The sequence below is a fragment of the Bradyrhizobium sp. 27S5 genome (assembly GCF_037217225.1).
GTDB classification, from domain to species: domain Bacteria; phylum Pseudomonadota; class Alphaproteobacteria; order Rhizobiales; family Xanthobacteraceae; genus Bradyrhizobium; species Bradyrhizobium septentrionale.
The window spans coordinates 169,111-186,487 of record NZ_CP147714.1 but is presented as its reverse complement, the minus strand read 5'-3'; the positions used below and the strand labels follow the sequence as shown (position 1 = coordinate 186,487).

At 65.6% G+C, this 17,377-nt stretch carries 15 protein-coding genes; 10 read left to right on the top strand and 5 right to left on the bottom strand.

Annotated features, from left to right (window positions below; genetic code table 11):
* Window positions 1-24: 24 nt before the first annotated feature.
* Window positions 25-513: a hypothetical protein gene (locus WDM24_RS00890; protein WP_338830099.1), complete on the top strand. Its 489-nt coding sequence runs from the start codon at window positions 25-27 to the stop codon at window positions 511-513.
* 6 nt (window positions 514-519) lie between these two features.
* Here the strand turns inward: WDM24_RS00890 and WDM24_RS00885 are convergent, their stop codons facing one another.
* Entirely contained in the window at window positions 520-1,380 is an 861-nt protein-coding gene (locus tag WDM24_RS00885) for a sulfite exporter TauE/SafE family protein (RefSeq protein ID WP_338830098.1), read from the bottom strand.
* 11 nt (window positions 1,381-1,391) lie between these two features.
* Window positions 1,392-1,640, bottom strand: coding sequence for a hypothetical protein (locus WDM24_RS00880; protein WP_338830097.1), 249 nt, complete (start codon window positions 1,638-1,640; stop codon window positions 1,392-1,394).
* A gap of 122 nt (window positions 1,641-1,762) precedes the next feature.
* Here WDM24_RS00880 and WDM24_RS00875 point away from each other — a divergent pair, with 122 nt between their 5' ends.
* From WDM24_RS00875 to WDM24_RS00855, 5 genes are all read left to right on the top strand, one after another.
* On the top strand, window positions 1,763-2,665 hold the full coding sequence (locus WDM24_RS00875; protein WP_338832552.1) for a LysR family transcriptional regulator: 903 nt from the start codon (window positions 1,763-1,765) through the stop codon (window positions 2,663-2,665).
* Window positions 2,666-2,894: 229 nt separating this feature from the next.
* Window positions 2,895-3,293 (top strand): succinate dehydrogenase, cytochrome b556 subunit, encoded by a 399-nt coding sequence (gene sdhC, locus WDM24_RS00870; RefSeq protein ID WP_044540759.1) that lies wholly within the window; start codon window positions 2,895-2,897, stop codon window positions 3,291-3,293.
* A gap of 14 nt (window positions 3,294-3,307) precedes the next feature.
* Window positions 3,308-3,682, top strand: coding sequence for a succinate dehydrogenase, hydrophobic membrane anchor protein (gene sdhD / locus WDM24_RS00865; protein WP_338832551.1), 375 nt, complete (start codon window positions 3,308-3,310; stop codon window positions 3,680-3,682).
* 3 nt (window positions 3,683-3,685) lie between these two features.
* On the top strand, window positions 3,686-5,524 hold the full coding sequence (gene sdhA, locus WDM24_RS00860; RefSeq protein WP_029081256.1) for a succinate dehydrogenase flavoprotein subunit: 1,839 nt from the start codon (window positions 3,686-3,688) through the stop codon (window positions 5,522-5,524).
* A gap of 18 nt (window positions 5,525-5,542) precedes the next feature.
* The gene (locus WDM24_RS00855) at window positions 5,543-6,328 is read left to right on the top strand and encodes a succinate dehydrogenase iron-sulfur subunit (protein ID WP_166300497.1); all 786 of its coding nucleotides are present in this window, start codon (window positions 5,543-5,545) and stop codon (window positions 6,326-6,328) included.
* Between the two features lie 28 nt (window positions 6,329-6,356).
* Here the strand turns inward: WDM24_RS00855 and WDM24_RS00850 are convergent, their stop codons facing one another.
* The 3 genes from WDM24_RS00850 to WDM24_RS00840 all read right to left on the bottom strand — a co-directional run bounded on the left by WDM24_RS00850 (window position 6,357) and on the right by WDM24_RS00840 (window position 11,367).
* Window positions 6,357-9,107, bottom strand: coding sequence for a bifunctional acetate--CoA ligase family protein/GNAT family N-acetyltransferase (locus tag WDM24_RS00850; RefSeq protein WP_338830096.1), 2,751 nt, complete (start codon window positions 9,105-9,107; stop codon window positions 6,357-6,359).
* 101 nt (window positions 9,108-9,208) lie between these two features.
* Complete coding sequence (feoB, locus tag WDM24_RS00845) at window positions 9,209-11,083, bottom strand: ferrous iron transporter B (RefSeq protein WP_338830095.1); 1,875 nt, start codon at window positions 11,081-11,083, stop codon at window positions 9,209-9,211.
* Entirely contained in the window at window positions 11,080-11,367 is a 288-nt protein-coding gene (locus tag WDM24_RS00840; protein WP_029081252.1) for a FeoA family protein, read from the bottom strand. Before WDM24_RS00840 ends, feoB begins: the two co-directional genes overlap by 4 nt.
* A gap of 263 nt (window positions 11,368-11,630) precedes the next feature.
* Between WDM24_RS00840 and WDM24_RS00835 the strand changes: the two genes are divergently transcribed.
* The 4 genes from WDM24_RS00835 (at window position 11,631) to WDM24_RS00820 (ending at window position 17,361) form a co-directional block, all read left to right on the top strand.
* Window positions 11,631-13,775 carry a hybrid sensor histidine kinase/response regulator gene (locus WDM24_RS00835; protein WP_338830094.1) on the top strand — a complete coding sequence of 715 codons (2,145 nt, stop codon included), beginning with the start codon at window positions 11,631-11,633 and terminating at the stop codon, window positions 13,773-13,775.
* Window positions 13,776-14,152: 377 nt separating this feature from the next.
* Window positions 14,153-16,219 (top strand): ABC transporter ATP-binding protein/permease, encoded by a 2,067-nt coding sequence (locus tag WDM24_RS00830; protein ID WP_338830093.1) that lies wholly within the window; start codon window positions 14,153-14,155, stop codon window positions 16,217-16,219.
* A 410-nt stretch (window positions 16,220-16,629) separates the two neighbouring features.
* Complete coding sequence (locus tag WDM24_RS00825; RefSeq protein ID WP_338830092.1) at window positions 16,630-17,016, top strand: VOC family protein; 387 nt, start codon at window positions 16,630-16,632, stop codon at window positions 17,014-17,016.
* 111 nt (window positions 17,017-17,127) lie between these two features.
* Entirely contained in the window at window positions 17,128-17,361 is a 234-nt protein-coding gene (locus WDM24_RS00820) for a hypothetical protein (protein ID WP_084518473.1), read from the top strand.
* Window positions 17,362-17,377: the final 16 nt, after the last annotated feature.

Below are 17,377 nucleotides of genomic sequence, written 5' to 3'. Positions count from 1 at the left end.
CAGGACGCGGTGAGGGGACCCCTAATGGATCGAGAGCAGGCGGCCGAACTGAAAAAACGCCTACTGAACGTGGGCCGAGCACTCGATCGTACGTTCATGGCCATGGGGCAAATCGACAAGGGCGAGCGAGACGCCTTGTTGGAGCATTTCAACGAACTCCACGAAATCGTCTACCGAAAGCTGTTGGTGGGGATCTATGCCCAGCATCCGGACCTCAAACCTCTACCCAGGCCCCCGCATCTCTTCAGCGAGGTGACATGGAGCGAGGTGCTTCTCCCGCCGTCGGTGACCGAAGATCAACTGGACGAAGTCATCTTCTCGCTTTTGAAGTCCCGCTGGCGGAAAGTCGTGGCGTTCGTGACCGATGTAGAAAAACGCTTCAAGGAACTCGGTTGGACCATCACCTATGAGGCGACGGCGGCCCGATTGCAGGTGCTCTCTGATTTGGATCGTATCGAGAGCGCTGGCGATCTGCGATACTGGGGTAATAGCGAAGTACGGTTGAAGGACTGACTCCGGCTAGTGTCCGCCGACGAGGCTGATCACGAACCGTCCGCCGACGATGAAGAGATAGGCCCCGAACGCCATCTCCAGCGCCCGCTTCGACAGCGCATGCGCCACCTTCACGCCGAGCGGTGCGGTGACCAGCGTGGTCGGCATCACCAGTAGCGCGCCGATCAGCGAGACGTAACCGAGCGCGAACGGCAGTTGCAGCGCGGTGACGTCGGGAAAGCGCGCGGCGGCGGGCCAGCCGGCATAGACGTAACCCAGAGCACCAGGGATCGAGATCAACACCGCAAGCGCGGACGAGGTCGCGACCGCCTGATGGATCGGCCGGCCGTAGAAGGTCATCAGCAGATTCGCGAACAGGCCGCCGCCGATGCCCATCAGCGTCGACAGCAGGCCGACGAAGAAGCCATAGACGCGCATCAGGAAACCTTTGGGCACGTCGTCGCCGAACTTCCAGGTCTCGCGCGCCAATAGCAGCCGCGCGGCCGCCGACCACGCCACCATCACGAACACGATCTTGAACAGCCGCTCCGGCGCAAACCGCGCGGTGACGCTGCCGGCGGCGACGCCGATCACGATCGGCAGCCACCAGCGCTTCAATATCTCCATGTCGACCGCGCCGCGGCGATAGTGGGCGCGGAACGAGCTCAGCGAGGTCGGGATGATGATCGCAAGCGAGGTGCCGATGCACAGCGGCATCCGCACCTCGAGCGGCACGCCGGCGAGGCGAAAGCATTCGTAGAACACCGGCACCAGGATCGCGCCGCCGCCGATGCCGAATAGGCCGGCGAGAAACCCGGACAGCGCTCCGACCGCGATCAGCAGCAGCGCAAGCTCGAGCAGTTCCTTGGGATCGAGGCCGGCCATCATCCTTCCCGTCGTCAGGAGGCGTTCGCGTCAGTGCGGTCGGCCAGCCACAACGTGACCAACGCTGCCAACGGAGCAGCCGCCGCAATCACAGCAAAGCGGAGTGGGTTTGAAGGCGTTGCGCCCTGCATCAGCAACGCCAGGACGTCGACTAGCAGGCCGGCGCACGAGAAAACAAGCAGGATGGCCGGATCGTCGGCACTGGCACGGCGGGCAGTTCTGCGCCGTTCAAGGGAATTCGGATGGAGGGACGTTGAGGCCATGTCGCGCTCCTCAAATCGTGGAGCGGACAGACTAGACCCTTCTCAAACGCGGGAGTATTGCTCCGGATGAGCAGGCTCTCTTGCGAAATGCGGAAGGATCGGGCTTGGACCAGCTTGCGGCGATGGCGGCCTTTGTCCGCGCGGTCGATGCCGGCAGCCTGTCGGCGGCGGCGCGCTCGCTGCCGAGCTCGCTGACCGCGGTGAGCCGCCAGATCAGCGCCCTGGAGGAGCATTTCGGCACCCGCCTCCTGCTGCGCACCACCCGCCAACTTGCACTCACCGACGACGGCCGCATCCTCTACGAGCGCGCGAAATCGATTCTCGGCGAAGTCAGGGAGATCGAGGCGGCGCTGGCGCGCGATCCGCACCAGCCATCGGGTCGGATTCGCATCAGCTCACCGAGCCTGATCGGGCGGCTCGTGATCGCGCCGCTGCTCAACGAGTTTCTGCGCCGTTATCCCGCTGTTGCCGTCGACCTGCTGTTGATCGACCGCGCCGTCGACATGGTCGAGGAAGACATCCATCTGGCCATTCGCATCGGCCGCTTGCGCGACTCGCAGCTGGTCGCGCGCAAGCTCACCGATCTCCAAATGATCGTGTGCGCATCGCCTGAGTACCTCGCGCGGCGCGGCGAACCGCGGACGCCGCACGATCTTGCAGGTCATGACTGCCTGGTGTTTTCCGATTCGCCCGGAAGCGCGGAGTGGCGCTTTGCTGACGGCTCGAAGACGGGTCGCAAATTCCGCATATCCGGTCGGCTCTGGATGAATAGCCTCGACGCGCTGGTTGGTGCGGCGCGGGATGGTGCGGGCATCGTCCGCGTGCCGTCGTGGCAGGTGCAATCCGATCTCGCCAGCGGCCGCCTGCAACGCCTGCTGATCGACCACGAGCCGGCGCCGACGCCGCTGCATGTGATGCTGCAACCTTCGCGCCTGGCATCGCCTAAGATCAGGGCATTCGTCGATTATCTGGTGGAACAATGGGGCAGAATCGACGCGTTCCGGAGCCCGTCAGCGCGCAGCTAATCGTCTCACATCGCACTCAGATATTCGGATTCACTTCTTAGTTCATCTGACCTTGCATCTGGTATACCACGCTGCGGATCAACCAGAATTCGGCAAGTCTAACAATGAACTTCGGTTCGACCGAAGGCTATTTGACCGTTGCGCGGGCTGATCCGACTCCGTAAATAGAACTCCTCTACCGCGTTCCCCGATGGGCCGGCCGCGGTCCCTCACACCATAAAGCCCGCCGATGACCGCCAGGATCGAACGACCGCTTTCACCCCATTTGCAGACCTACCGGTGGACGCTGACGATGGCGCTGTCCATCGTCCACCGCGCCACAGGTGTGGCCCTCTATTTCGGCACCCTGCTGCTCGCCTGGTGGCTGATCGCAGCCGCCTCCGGCCCCACCGCCTATGCCAATGTCCAGGCCTTCACCGGCAGCGTGATCGGCAAGCTGATCGTGTTCGGCTACACGTGGGCGCTGATGCACCATCTGTGCAGCGGCATCCGGCATTTCGTCTGGGATCTCGGCTACGGCTTCAAGGCCAATGAGCGCGAAGCGCTGACCTGGGGTGCGCTGGTTGCCGGCATTGCGCTGACCGTGCTGGTCTGGATCATTGCCTATGCCGTTGGAGGTGGACGATGAGCGGCCCCTCTTCGATGCGCACGCCGCTGGAGCGCGTCCGCGGCCTCGGCTCCGCGCATACCGGCACCGGCGATTTCTGGCGCCAGCGCCTCACCGCGGTTGCGATGACGCTGCTGATCGTTCCGGTGATCGTCGTGGTGATCACGCTGATCGGCCGCAACCATGCCGGCGCGGCGCAGATCCTCGGCTCGATTCCGATCGCCATCATCCTGCTGCTCTTCATCATCGCCAGCACCTGGCACATGAAGATCGGCATGCAGGTCGTGATCGAAGACTACGTCCACAACGAGAAGCTGAAGATCGCCAGCGTGATGGCGAACAACTTCTTCTGCGTCGCGGTCGCATTGGCCTCGATCTACGCAATCCTCAAATTGTCGTCGGGAGTATAACCCATGGCCGGTGAAGGAAACGGCAAGGCCACCAACGGTGGCCCGGCCACGAACGGCAAGGCCTACCCGATCCAGGACCACACCTACGACGTCGTCGTGGTCGGCGCCGGCGGCGCGGGCCTGCGCGCCGTGGTCGGCTGCTCGGAAGCGGGCCTGCGCACCGCCTGCATCACCAAGGTGTTCCCGACCCGCTCGCACACCGTTGCGGCGCAGGGCGGCATCTCGGCCTCGCTCGGCAACATGCACCAGGACGACTGGCGCTGGCACATGTACGACACCGTGAAGGGGTCGGACTGGCTCGGCGACCAGGACGCGATCGAATACATGGTGCGCAACGCGCCCGACGCGGTCTACGAGCTCGAGCATTGGGGCGTGCCGTTCTCGCGCACCGAGGAGGGCAAGATCTATCAGCGCCCGTTCGGCGGCATGACCATCGATTTCGGCAAGGGCCAGGCGCAGCGCACCTGCGCCGCCGCCGACCGCACCGGCCACGCCATGCTGCACACGATGTATGGCCAGTCGCTGCGACACTCGGCCGAGTTCTTCATCGAATTCTTCGCCATCGACCTGATCATGGACGACCAGGGCGTCTGCCGCGGCGTCATCGCGCTCAAGCTCGACGACGGCACGCTGCATCGCTTCCGCGCCCAGACCACGATCCTGGCGACCGGCGGCTATGGCCGCGCCTACGCCTCCTGCACCTCGGCGCACACCTGCACCGGTGACGGCGGCGGCATGGTGCTGCGCGCCGGCCTGCCGCTGCAGGACATGGAGTTCGTCCAGTTCCATCCGACCGGCATCTACGGCTCGGGTTGCCTCGTCACCGAGGGCGCCCGCGGCGAAGGCGGTTATCTCGTCAACTCCGAAGGCGAGCGCTTCATGGAGCGCTACGCGCCGTCGGCCAAGGACCTCGCCTCGCGCGACGTCGTCTCGCGCGCGATGACGATCGAGATCCGCGAAGGCCGCGGCGTCGGCAAGAAGAAGGATCACATCTTCCTGCACCTCGATCACCTCGATCCGAAGGTGCTGCATGAGCGGCTCCCGGGCATTTCCGAATCGGCGAAGATTTTCGCCAATGTCGACGTCACCCGCGAGCCGATTCCGATCGTGCCGACCGTGCACTACAACATGGGCGGCATTGCCACGAACTATCACGCCGAGGTGCTGACCAAGCGCAACGGCGACGACAATTCGGTGGTGCCGGGCCTGATGGCGATCGGCGAAGCCGCCTGCGTCTCGGTGCACGGCGCCAACCGCCTCGGCTCCAACTCGCTGATCGACCTTGTCGTGTTCGGTCGCGCTGCGGCGCTGCGTCTTGCCGACAAGCTGACGGCGAACGCCAAGCAGCCGGAGCTGCCGAAAGACTCGTCCGACCTCGCGCTCGGCCGACTCGATCACTTCCGTCATGCCTCCGGCGGCACGCCGACCGCGAAGCTGCGCGACAGCATGCAGCATGTGATGCAGAACAATTGCGCGGTGTTCCGCACCGGCGACGTGCTGCAGGAAGGCCAGAACCTGATCCACAAGGTCTATGGCGGCGTCGGCGACATCTCGGTTTCGGACCGCTCGCTGGTGTGGAATTCCGATCTGATCGAGACGCTGGAATTCGACAATCTGATCGTGCAGGCGATCGTGACGATGGATTCGGCGGCCAACCGCACCGAGAGCCGCGGCGCGCATGCCCGCGAGGACTTCTCCGCGCGCGACGACAAGAACTGGATGAAGCACACGCTGACCTGGATCGATCCGGCCGGCAAGACGGCGATCGATTATCGTCCCGTCCACGACTACACGATGACCAACGACGTGCAGTACATCCCGCCGAAGGCGCGGGTCTACTGAGAACGAAGGCGAGCAAGCATGGTTGAATTCGCACTTCCGAAGAATTCGAAGATTTCCGGCGGCAAGACCTGGCCGAAGCCGGCCGGCGCCACCGAGACGCGCGAATTCCGCGTCTACCGCTGGAATCCGGACGACGGCAAGAATCCGAGTGTCGACACTTACTATGTCGACACCCATGATTGCGGCCCGATGGTGCTGGACGGTCTGATCTGGATCAAGAACCACATCGACCCGACGCTGACCTTCCGCCGCTCCTGCCGCGAAGGCGTCTGCGGCTCCTGCGCGATGAACATCGACGGCCAGAACACGCTGGCCTGCACCAAGTCGATGCACGACGTCGGCGCCGGCGGCGCGGTCAAGGTCAATCCGCTGCCGCACCAGCCGGTGGTGAAGGACCTCGTCCCCGACCTCACCAATTTCTACGCCCAGTATGCCTCGATCGAGCCGTGGCTGAAGACCACGACGCCGACGCCGCAGAAGGAGTGGAGGCAGAGCCACGAGGATCGCGAGAAGCTCGACGGCCTCTACGAATGCATCCTGTGTGCCTGCTGCTCGACCTCCTGCCCGAGCTACTGGTGGAACAGCGAACGCTTCCTCGGCCCCGCCGCGCTGCTGCAGGCGACCCGCTGGGTCACCGACTCCCGCGACGAGGCGACCGGCGAACGGCTCGACAATCTCGAGGATCCGTTCCGCCTCTATCGCTGTCACACCATCATGAACTGCGCCAAGGCGTGCCCGAAGGGCCTCAACCCTTCCGAAGCGATCGCCGAGCTCAAGTTCAAGCTGGTCGAACGCCAGATCTGATCCGACACGGCCGCGGCCGGCGCTGCTATCAGCGGCCGGCCGTCGCGGACCGGATCAGGATGTCAGCGCCGACGGCATCGACGCCGGGCCGATCGAGATCGAGCACGACGTCAACAATGCTGTGATCGTCCGGATCCATCGTGACGGTGAAGCCGAGATCGCGGCACATCCCGATCATCGTGGTGTTCTCGGTCAGCACCTGCCCGGACAGCCGCTTCAATCCCTCCGACTTCGCGTAGTGGATCAGCAGCTGCATCAGCGCCCAGCCTAGCCCTTTGCCCTTGAGATCGGACTGCAGCAGGATCGCATATTCGGCGTTCTGGTACAGCGAGTCCGAATGCAGCCGGACCGCGCCCATCATCTCGCCGGTGTTCGGGTCCAGCGCTACGAAAGCCATCGCGCGCGCATAATCGAGCTGGGTCAGGCGCGCGATGAACGCGTGCGAGAATTCCTTCATCGCATGGAAGAAGCGCAGCCGGAGGTCTTCGGCGGTCACGCGCTTGAAGAACTCGCCGACCATCGGCTCGTCCTCCGGCCGCATCGGCCGCACCATGACGCGCGAGCCGTCGCGCAGCGCGAGTTCACCCTCCCATTGCGACGGATACGGCCGCACCGCGAGCCGGGTCTGGCCGGCAAACAGCCGCGCCGGCTTGCGGATCGCCACCCGCGCATCGAGCGCGAGCACGCCGCTCTCGTCGGCGAGCATCGGATTGATATCGAGTTCGGCGACCTCGGGAATGTCGGCCGCCATCTGCGCCAGCTTGACGAGGGTAAGCGGCACCACGTCGACCGGGACGGCCGGCACATCGCGATAGCCGCCCAGCAACCGCGAGACGCGGGTGCGTCCGACCAGCTCACGCGCCAGATTCATGTCGAGCGGCGGCAGCGCCAACGCCTTGTCGTTGATCACCTCGACCGCGGGGCCGCCGCGGCCGAACACGATCACCGGACCGAAGGTCGGATCGTCGGCGATGCCGAGGATCAGTTCACGCGCCGCGCGCCGCACGATCATCGGCTGGATCGTCACGCCCAGCAGCTTCGCGCCGGGCCGCGCGCTTCGTGCGCGCTCCATCACGGTTCTGGCGGCCTCGACGACGCTGTCCCTGGTGCGCAGATCGAGGATGACCCCGCCGACGTCGGAGGCGTGGCGAATGTCGCGCGAGACCACCCTGACCACGATCGCGTGCCCCTCGGCGAGCAACGGCGCCGACTTCTCGGCGGCATCCTCGGCGCTCTCAGCGACGATGGTCGTCACGATCGGAATGCCATAGGCCTCGAACAGCGCGACGATCTCGGGCGGATCGAGCCAGGCGCGTCCCTCCGACAAGGCCTTTACGACCACGTGCCGCGCCGCCGCGGTCTCCGGCATGAACGCCGATGCGATACCCGGCGGGATCGCGGCGAGCGCGGTGGAGGCTTCGCGATAGCGCACCAGATACATGAAGGCGCGCACCGCATCATCCTCGGTCGGGAAATGCGGGATGCGCGCCGCCTCGAAGATCGCGCCGGTGCGCTCGTCGGCGCCGACCCACGCCGCGAGCACCAGTGCCGCCACTGCACTCCGCTTCGACCTGCGATCGCGAACGCATTGCGCCACGGCCTCGGCAATCCCCTCGGCCGGCGCCACCGCCATTTCCACATTCGCGACCAGCACCGCATCGCTGTTGGCGTCATCGAGCAGCGCATTGAGCGCCACCACGTAGCGGGCGGCATCGGCGTCGCCCGCGATGTCGACGGGATTGGCGCACGACCAGCCCGGCGGCAACTCCTTGTCGAGCCGCGCAATCGTCTCCGCCGTCAATGTCGCGGGAACGTCGCCGAGCTCGGCCAGCCGGTCAGTGGCGAGGATGCCGAGCCCGCCGCCATTGGTCAGGATCGCCAGTCGGTTGCCGCGCGGGACGAAGCCGCGGCCGAGCAGCTCGGCGCAATCGAACAGCTGGCGAAGGTCGTAGACGCGCAGCATGCCGGCGCGGCGGAACGCGGCGTCATAGACCGCATCCGAGCCAGCCAGTGCACCGGTGTGGGTCGCCGCGGCCTTCGCGCCCGGCGCCATCCGTCCCGACTTGACGACGATGACCGGCTTTAGCCGTGCCGCGGCGCGCGCCGCTGACATGAACTTGCGCGCATCCTTGATGGCCTCGAGGTAGATCAGGATCGCGCTGGTATGATCGTCGAGCGCGAAATAATCCAGGAGGTCGGCGACGTCGACATCGAGCTGGTCGCCGATCGACGCGACGCCGGAGAAGCCGAGCCGCCGCTCCGCCGCCCATTCGATCATCGCCGCCGCGACCGCGCCGGACTGCGAGATCAGGGCGACGTGCCCGTCAGAGGGTTGATGCGCGGCGAAGCTCGCATTGAGCTTCGCATGCGGCACCATGACGCCCATGCAATTGGGCCCGATCAGGCGCATGCCATGCCGCCGCGCCGTCTGCTCCGCGGTCTCGGCGAGCGAACCCGCGCCGTGACCGAGACCGGCCGACAGGATCGCCGCACCGGCGACGCCGGCCAGCCCAGCCTCCGCCACGATCTCCGGGACCGCGGCCGCCGGCGCACTGATGACGACGAGGTCCGGTACGAACGGCAGCGACTTCAGGTCAGGAACGGTCGGCTCGCCGTCGACATCGGCATACTGCCGATTGACCACCCCGACGCGGCCGGTGAAGCCGCTCGCCTTGACGTTTCGCAGCACCGCCGCGCCGAGCGACGACGGTCGCGGGCTGCCGCCGACGATCGCGATGCTTCGCGGCGAAAATACCCGCTCCAGGCCGAACGTCGACATTGCGTGGTCTCGCAGGGAACAAGCGGACGCCGGTAGCGCGCCCGCGAATGAACTCTACTTCGTCATTCGGCCAGTTGCACCCATTGAGCCGGACAGGCCCGTTAGTGCAGCCCCAGCGCCTGCGCCAGATTGAAGGTCAGGAAACTCGCGACATAGGCCAGCGCGAGCATGTAGATGAACGTCACCACCATCCACTTCGCGCTGCCGGTCTCGCGGCGGATCACCGCCAGCGTCGAGGCGCATTGCGGGGCGAAGATGTACCAGACCAGCAGCGACAGCGCGGTGGCCAGCGTCCATTTCTGCGCCAGCACCTGGCCGATCTGGTCCGCCGCCTCCTTGCCGCCCTCGATCGAATAGACGGTGCCGAGCGCCGCGACCGCGACCTCGCGCGCCGCCATGCCCGGGATCAGCGCCACCGCGATCTGCCAGTTGAAGCCGATCGGCCGCAGCAGCGGCTCGAGCGCATGGCCGATCATCGCCGCAAAGCTGTAGTTGATCGCCGGCCCTTCGGCGCCTGTGGGCGCCTGCGGGAACGACGCCAGGAACCAGATCAGCACCATCATCGAGAGAATCGTGGTGCCGGCGCGGTACAGGAACATCTTGGCGCGGGTGAACACGCCGATCGCGATGCTGCGCAGCCGCGGCACCTTGTAGTCGGGCAATTCCAGCATGAACGGCGCCGGCGCATGGTCGCGCCACATCAAGAACTTTGCGATCGCCGAGACCGTCAGCGCGCTGGTGATGCCGGCGGCATAGAGGCCGAACATCACGAGCCCCTGCAGATTGACGAAACCCCACACCGTGGTCGACGGAACGAAGGCGGAGATGATCAGCGTGTAGACCGGAATCCGCGCCGAGCAGGTCATCAGCGGCGCGATCAGGATCGTGGTCAGGCGGTCGCGCCTGTTGTCGATCACCCGCGTCGCCATGATGCCGGGAATTGCGCAGGCAAAGCTCGACAGCAGCGGAATGAAGGCGCGGCCGTGCAGCCCGGCGCCGCCCATGATGCGGTCCATCAGGAACGCGGCGCGCGCCATGTAGCCGAAATCTTCCAAGAGCAGGATGAACAGGAAGATGATGATGATCTGCGGCAGGAACACGATCACGCTGCCGACGCCGGAGATCACGCCGTTCTGCAGGAAGCTCTGCAGCAGACCCCAGCTTTCCGGCAGCACGCCGTGAATCAATTGCCCGAGCGCGGCAAAACTGTCCGACAGCAATTCCATCGCCGGCTGCGCCCAGGTGAACACCGCCTGGAACATCACGAACAGGATCACGGCAAGGATCACGAGACCCCAGACCGGATGCAGCACGACGGAATCGATCCGCGTCGTCAGCGTGTCGGGCTTGGCCGGCAGCGTCACGGCGGCGGCGATGATACGGTCCGCCTCGCGCTGCGCCGCCTTGAGGTCGGCGATGGTCGGCGTGGTCCACTCGCTGGCCGCCGCCTCATGCGACCGGGCCAGGAATTCGTCGGTCCGCTTCAAGAGCTCGTCGACACCGCCTTTGCGTACCGCGACCGAGGTCACGATCGGCAAGCCCAGCTCCTGCGACATGCGGTCGATGTCGATCGTCACGCCGCGACGCTTCGCGATGTCGATCATGTTGAGCACGAGCATCATCGGCCGGCCGACGCGCTTCAGCTCGAGCACGAGTCGCAAGGTCAGCCGCAGGTTGGTGGCGTCAGCGACGCAGAGCACGAGATCGGGGACCTGCTCGCCGTCGAAGCGGCCGAGCACGATGTCGCGGGTGATCTCCTCGTCCGGGCTGCGGCCACGCAGCGAATAGGTGCCGGGCAGGTCGAGCACGGTCACGCTGCGGCCCTCCGGCGTGACGAAGCCGCCGGATTTGCGCTCGACGGTGACGCCGGGATAATTGGCGACCTTCTGGCTGCTGCCGGTCAACCGGTTGAACAGCGAAGTCTTGCCGGTGTTCGGGGCACCGACCAGCGCCAGACGCAGGGATGCAGCGGTCATTCGACGATCACAGCCATGGCTTCGCTCCGGCGCAGCGCAATCGTGATGTTGTCGACGCGCACTGCGATCGGATCCCGTCGGATCGTGCCCTCATGCAGGATTTCCACGCGCGCGCCCTCGACAAAACCCATCTCGACCAGGCGCTGCTCCAGCTCCTGCGGAGACAGCGATGAGCCCGTCACGAGCGCATCGAGCCTGATGATCTTTCCGACAAAACCGCGATCCGCATGTCCGAGCCGGATGTCCTGAAGATTATCCTGGGAGCTGTTTGGATCGCCTGTCATGCGGCCTGTGTTTCAGCAGGTAGTCACAGGGTCAAGCGTTTGCCCGTGAGAGGTTTTAGAACTCCTAAAAACAGCGCCGGGAAGCGTCATCCGGGTCGATTTTCCGCTTGATTGCCGACGAGGCGCTAACGGGTCCGTGATGTCGCCGGGCGGCATCGGCCCGGCGCCGCCCCGAACGCAAGCCGGCGCCACACCGCAAGGCGGGGTTTCGCTTCCTCCGGCGCAACGGTTTGCGTTAAGGTCCGCAAGGAGCCGGAGCGCCCGTGCCGACTGCACAACGCAATTCGCTGAGACTGCTGCGATGGATGATGGCCGCCGCGCTGGCCCTTCCGCTGGCGCTGTTCGCGTTCGCCTCCGCGATGTCCCGGATCTCGATCAATGAGGCCGCCGACCAGGAAATCCAGCGCGCGCTTGATGTCGCCCACGAGCACGCGCTCAAGGTGTTCGAGACCATCGACCGCAGCCTGGCCGAGGTCACCGAGGTCATCCGCGGCATGGGCGATGGCGACATCGTCGCGCGCGACAAGATCCTGCACCAGCGACTGCGCAAGGTCGCCGAGGCGCTTCCCCAGGTGAAATCGATCTGGGTGTTCGACGCCAACGGCCGCGCCCTGGTCAACAGCCTGGTGCAGCCGGCCCCCGACATCGATTTCTCGGACCGGGAATACTTCCGGATCCATGCTCCGGGCGACATCGGCACCTATATCGGCGAGGTGCTGACGCCGCGGCCGCCCTATCTGGGCTCGCGGTTCTTCAGCGTCGGCCGGCGGCGCAACAACGAGGACGGCAGCTTTGCCGGCGTGATCCAGGCCTCCGTGCTTCCGGAATATTTCGTCAATTTCTACGCGCGGATCGGCCGCGAGCCCGGCAGCTTCCTGGCGCTGATCCGGACCGACGGTGCGGTGCTGGCGCACTTCCCCGTCGTCGACCGCAACGTCAGGTTCGAGCCGGGCGGGCCGCTCGGGCGGCAGATCGTCGCCAATCCCGAGGCCGGCGCCATGACGATCCAGTCCCCGGCCGACGGCGTCGAACGGCGCATGCGCTATCAGCGGCTGGCCGAATACCCGATCTATGTCAGCGCCGGCCTCGAAACCTCGGCGATCCAGTCGCGCTGGATGTCGACCATGGCCCAGCACCTGATCTTCGGGATTCCGGCCACCGCGTTGCTGTTCGGCCTGCTCGCGCTCGCCTTCCGGCGCACCCAGCGCCTGCAGGAGGAGGCCAACCGGCGGATCGAGGCCGAGGACGCGCTGCGGCACGGCCAGCGGCTGGAGGCGCTCGGCCAACTCACTGGCGGCGTCGCGCATGATTTCAACAATCTGCTGACCGTGATCCGCGCCTCGGTCGACATGTTGCGGCGGCCGGACCTGCCGGAGCCGCGGCGGCAGCGCTACATCGACGCGATCTCCAACACCGTGAACCGCGCCGCCAAGCTGACCAACCAGCTGCTCGCATTCGCGCGCCGGCAGACCCTCAAGCCCGAGGTGTTCGACGCCAGCCAGAATGTGCGGACCCTGAGCGAGATGATCGCGACCCTGATCGGCTCGCGCATCGAGATCACAGCGCAGGTGCCGGACGAAACCTGTCTGGTCAACGCCGACGCCGGCCAGTTCGAGACCGCGATCATCAACATGGCGGTCAACGCGCGCGACGCCATGGACGGCGTCGGCCGGCTCACGATCGCGGTCCGCCCAGTCAACAGCCTGCCGTCCGGAGCAGCGAACCCGCCGAGCCCGCATGGCCATGTCGCGGTGTCCGTTGCCGACACCGGCGTCGGCATTCCGCAGGATCTGTTCGGCCGCATCTTCGAGCCGTTTTACACCACCAAGGAAATCGGCCAGGGCACCGGCCTCGGCCTGTCGCAGGTGTTCGGCTTTGCCAAGCAATCCGGCGGCGAGGTCAGCGTCACCAGCGACGTCGGCAAGGGCTCGACATTCACGCTGTATCTGCCGCGTGTCGTCGGCGAGCACCGCGCGCAATCGCTGCGCACCGAGGATGCGCCTTCGGTCGACCGGACCGCGGCGTCGGTCTTGATCGTCGAGGACAATGTCGAGGTCGGAAAGTTCGCCGCCGACACGCTGACCCAGCTTGGCTGCACCTGCGTGCTGGTGGAGAACGCCACCCACGCCTTGGAAGAGCTTGCCGTCGACCCCGACAGGTTCGACCTCGTGTTCACCGACGTCGTGATGCCCGGCATGAGCGGCATCGAGCTCGCGGGGGAGATCCGCCGGCAGGGGCTCGATCTGCCGATCGTGCTCGCCTCCGGCTACAGCCAGGTGCTGTCGCAGCAGGGCAGCGGCGGCTTCGAGCTGCTGCAGAAGCCCTATTCCGCCGAGCAGCTCGCGCGCGTGCTGCACAAGGCCGCGCGCTCGCGCCGGCTGCGACGCGACCAGGCGCCGGCGTCGTGACGACGTACGATAGGTTCTCGAATCCGCTGCCACAAAATCGGTGTCATCGCCCGGCTTGCCGCCTTCGCTAAAGCTTCGGCGTGCCTGGGATTCGTGGTCTCGTCGAAGCCTTGGCGTAGACGGGACCGGGCGATCCAGTAATCCAGAGGCGCCGATGCTTGAGCCGAGAGGCTGCGGCGTACTGGATCGCCCGGTCGAGCCGGGCGATGACAGATGTAGTGGGGATGCAGCTTTGCATTCTCGCGACATGATTTGTCCGAGTCATGCTCTTCGTTCCGTCCTCTCGTTTGTCGCAGCGCTTCTCCGTCACTTCGCGAAGCGCATGGCCGCCGTCGGAACCGCGAGGAACCGTTTGATTTGCCTGGCGTTGTCGCGGCATGGGCAAAGCTTCAGCAAAATCCGGATCTTCGCGCAGGCCGTCTTCGGCCAAGACCACTTCGGACAAGACCTCTTCGGCTCGGAAACCGGGCGCGAAACGAGGCGATGCTGACGGCAGCGACACTGCGCAAGGCGAAGCGGACGACAAATCGGACTTCGTCGAGGTCATTGCCGAAGACGGCGATCATATCGAGCCGCCGCCGCCGGAAGTTATCGAACCCGATCCCGAACTGTCGCCCGAAGAGGCCGAACAGGCGCGCAAGGACTATTTGCTGACCCGATTCTGGATCAGCGCGCGCGGCTACTGGGGCCGCAGCGGCGACCGGCTAGTATGGCTGTTCACGATCGGCCTGCTGCTGCTCATCGTCGCCAATGTCGCCGTCCAGTACGGCATCAATGTCTGGAATCGCGCGATCTTCGATGCGATCGAGAAGCGCGACTCGGCCGCGGTCTTCCAACTGACCGCCATCTTCTTTCCGCTCGCGATCGGCAGCGTGCTCCTGGGCGTCGCCCAGGTGTTCGGCCGCATGGGCATTCAGCGGCGCTGGCGTGCCTGGCTGACCAACGCCGTGGTATCGCGCTGGCTCACGAATGGCCGCTACTACCAGCTCAATCTCGTCGACGGCGATCACAAGAATCCGGAATACCGCATTGCGGAGGACCTGCGAATTGCGACCGATTCGCCGGTCGATTTCATCGCCGGGGTGACGTCGGCGCTGCTGTCCGCCGTCACATTCATCGTCGTGCTCTGGACCATCGGCGGCGCGCTGACGGTAACGTTCGGCGGCTCGTCCGTCAGCATCCCGGGCTTCCTCGTCATTGCCGCGATCATCTATGCCGCGATCGCGTCCGGCTCGATCATGGCGATCGGCCGCCGCTTCGTGCAGATATCCGAGGACAAGAACCAGGCGGAAGCCGAATTCCGCTACACGCTGACCCGCGTGCGCGAAAACGGCGAAAGCATCGCGCTGCTCGGCGGCGAGACCGAAGAACGCGACGGCATCGACAAGACGTTCTCGAACGTGCTGCGGCAATGGGCGCGGCTTGCCGGGCAGCACATGCGCACGACGCTGGTGTCGCAGGGATCGAGTCTAATTGCGCCGGTCGTCCCCTTGCTGTTGTGCGCGCCAAAATTCCTCGACGGCAGCATGTCGCTCGGCCAGGTGATGCAGGCGGCCTCCGCCTTCACCATCGTGCAGACCGCGTTCGGCTGGCTGGTCGACAATTATCCGCGGCTGGCCGACTGGAATGCCTGCGCGCGCCGCATCGCCTCGCTGATGATGTCGCTCGACGGGCTCGAACGCGCCGAGACCGGCGACGGCTTCGGCCGCATCACGCGCAGCGAGACCGAAGGCAAGGCGATGCTGAGCCTCAACGACCTCTCCGTCACTCTCGACGACGGCACCGCCGTGGTCGGCGAGACCGAGGTCGTCGTCGAGCCAGGGGAGCGCTTGCTGGTCGCCGGCGAATCCGGCACCGGCAAGAGCACGCTGGTCCGCGCCATTGCCGGGCTGTGGCCGTGGGGCGGCGGCAGCGTCAGCCTGCATGCAGACCGCCGCCTGTTCATGCTGCCGCAAAAGCCCTACGTGCCATCGGGCACGTTGCGGCGCGCGGTGGCCTATCCCGGTGCGGCGGAAGACTGGAATCTCGAGCAGATCGGGGATGCCTTGCACAAGGTCGGCCTCGACCATCTCAAGGAGAAGATCGAGGAGGACGCGCCTTGGGACCAGACGCTGTCAGGCGGCGAGAAGCAGCGTCTCGCCTTTGCCCGCCTGCTGCTGCACAAACCTGACATCGTCGTGCTCGATGAGGCGACCTCTGCACTCGACGAGAAGAGCCAGGACAAGATGATGCAGATGGTGACGACGGAATTGCCCAAGGCAACCATCGTCAGCGTCGCCCATCGCGTCGAGCTCGAAGCGTTTCATAGTCGCAAGATCGTGCTGGAGCGCCGCAAGGGCGGGGCGAAGCTGGTCAGCGACGTCGACCTGATCCCGCGCAAGGGCAAGCGAAGGCTGCTCGGTCGCTTCCTGCGGCAACGGCGGCCATCGGGCAAGGCGGCGTAACGGGTTTGTCTTCCCCTCCCCCCTGAAAGGGGGAAGGTTGGGATGGGGGTCAGCCGCGGATAACAGTGTCTACGGAGAGACCGGATCCCCACCCGCTTTGCTCTTGCGAGCAAAGCGACCTCCCCTTTCCAAGGGGAGGTGAAGCGAGAACGCGGACGCAATTGCGCACAACAAGGGAGGTTGGCAATGATCCATCATAGATGTTCCCGCAACCGGCGTCGTCCGCTCCGGACGACAGACTTGTCTGCTCCTTCCCCCTGAAAGGGGGAAGGTCGGGATGGGGTCGGCCGCAGACCACACTGTGTGCGGAAAGACCAGATCCCACCCGCTTTGCTCTCGCGAGTAAAGCGACCTCCCCTTTCCAAGGGGAGGCGGAACGACAGAATGCATCCGCAGAAGGAAGGCTTGCGATGATCGACCATATCGGCTTTTCGGTCTCCGACTATCAGCGCGCGAAGGCGTTTTACCAGACGGCGCTGGCGCCGCTCGGTTACGGCCTGATTATGGAAGTGCCGGTGGAAGTGACCGGGCACGCGCCCGCGGCGGGGTTTGGCGCCAACGGCAAGCCGGACTTCTGGATCGGCGGCGAAGGCGCGTCGAACAAGCCGGTGCATATCGCGATTGTGGCCAAGGACCGCGCCACCGTCGACGCCTTCTACAAGGCTGCGATGGCAGCCGGCGGCCGCGACAACGGTGCGCCCGGCATCCGCGCGCATTATCACCCGAACTATTACGGCGCGTTCGTGCTCGATCCCGACGGCCACAATATCGAAGCGGTCTGCCACACGCCCGGATGAGGCGCATAGGAACGCCGCGGCGCGCGATCCGTTATCGCTTCGAATTTCGATGGAGCGATCAATGAACACGACGCGACCCTGCGTCGGCGACAACGGCAAGGTCTCGATGTGATGCCGATCGAGCCTCCCGAGATCCCACCATCAACGCCGGGCACGCCGAGCGAACCGCCGCCGGGCATTCCGCCGGGAAATCCGCAGCCTGAGATTCCAGCGCCGGTGCGCGAACCCGGTGAGCCGCCGCGACCGGACGAGTTGCCCGGCAACACGCCCGACGAATTACCGGTGCGTGGACCGCCGGGACCATCAGGTCCACCACCTGCGACAGATCGACTCGCTGCGGGGTGAATCACCCCCGCGCCTC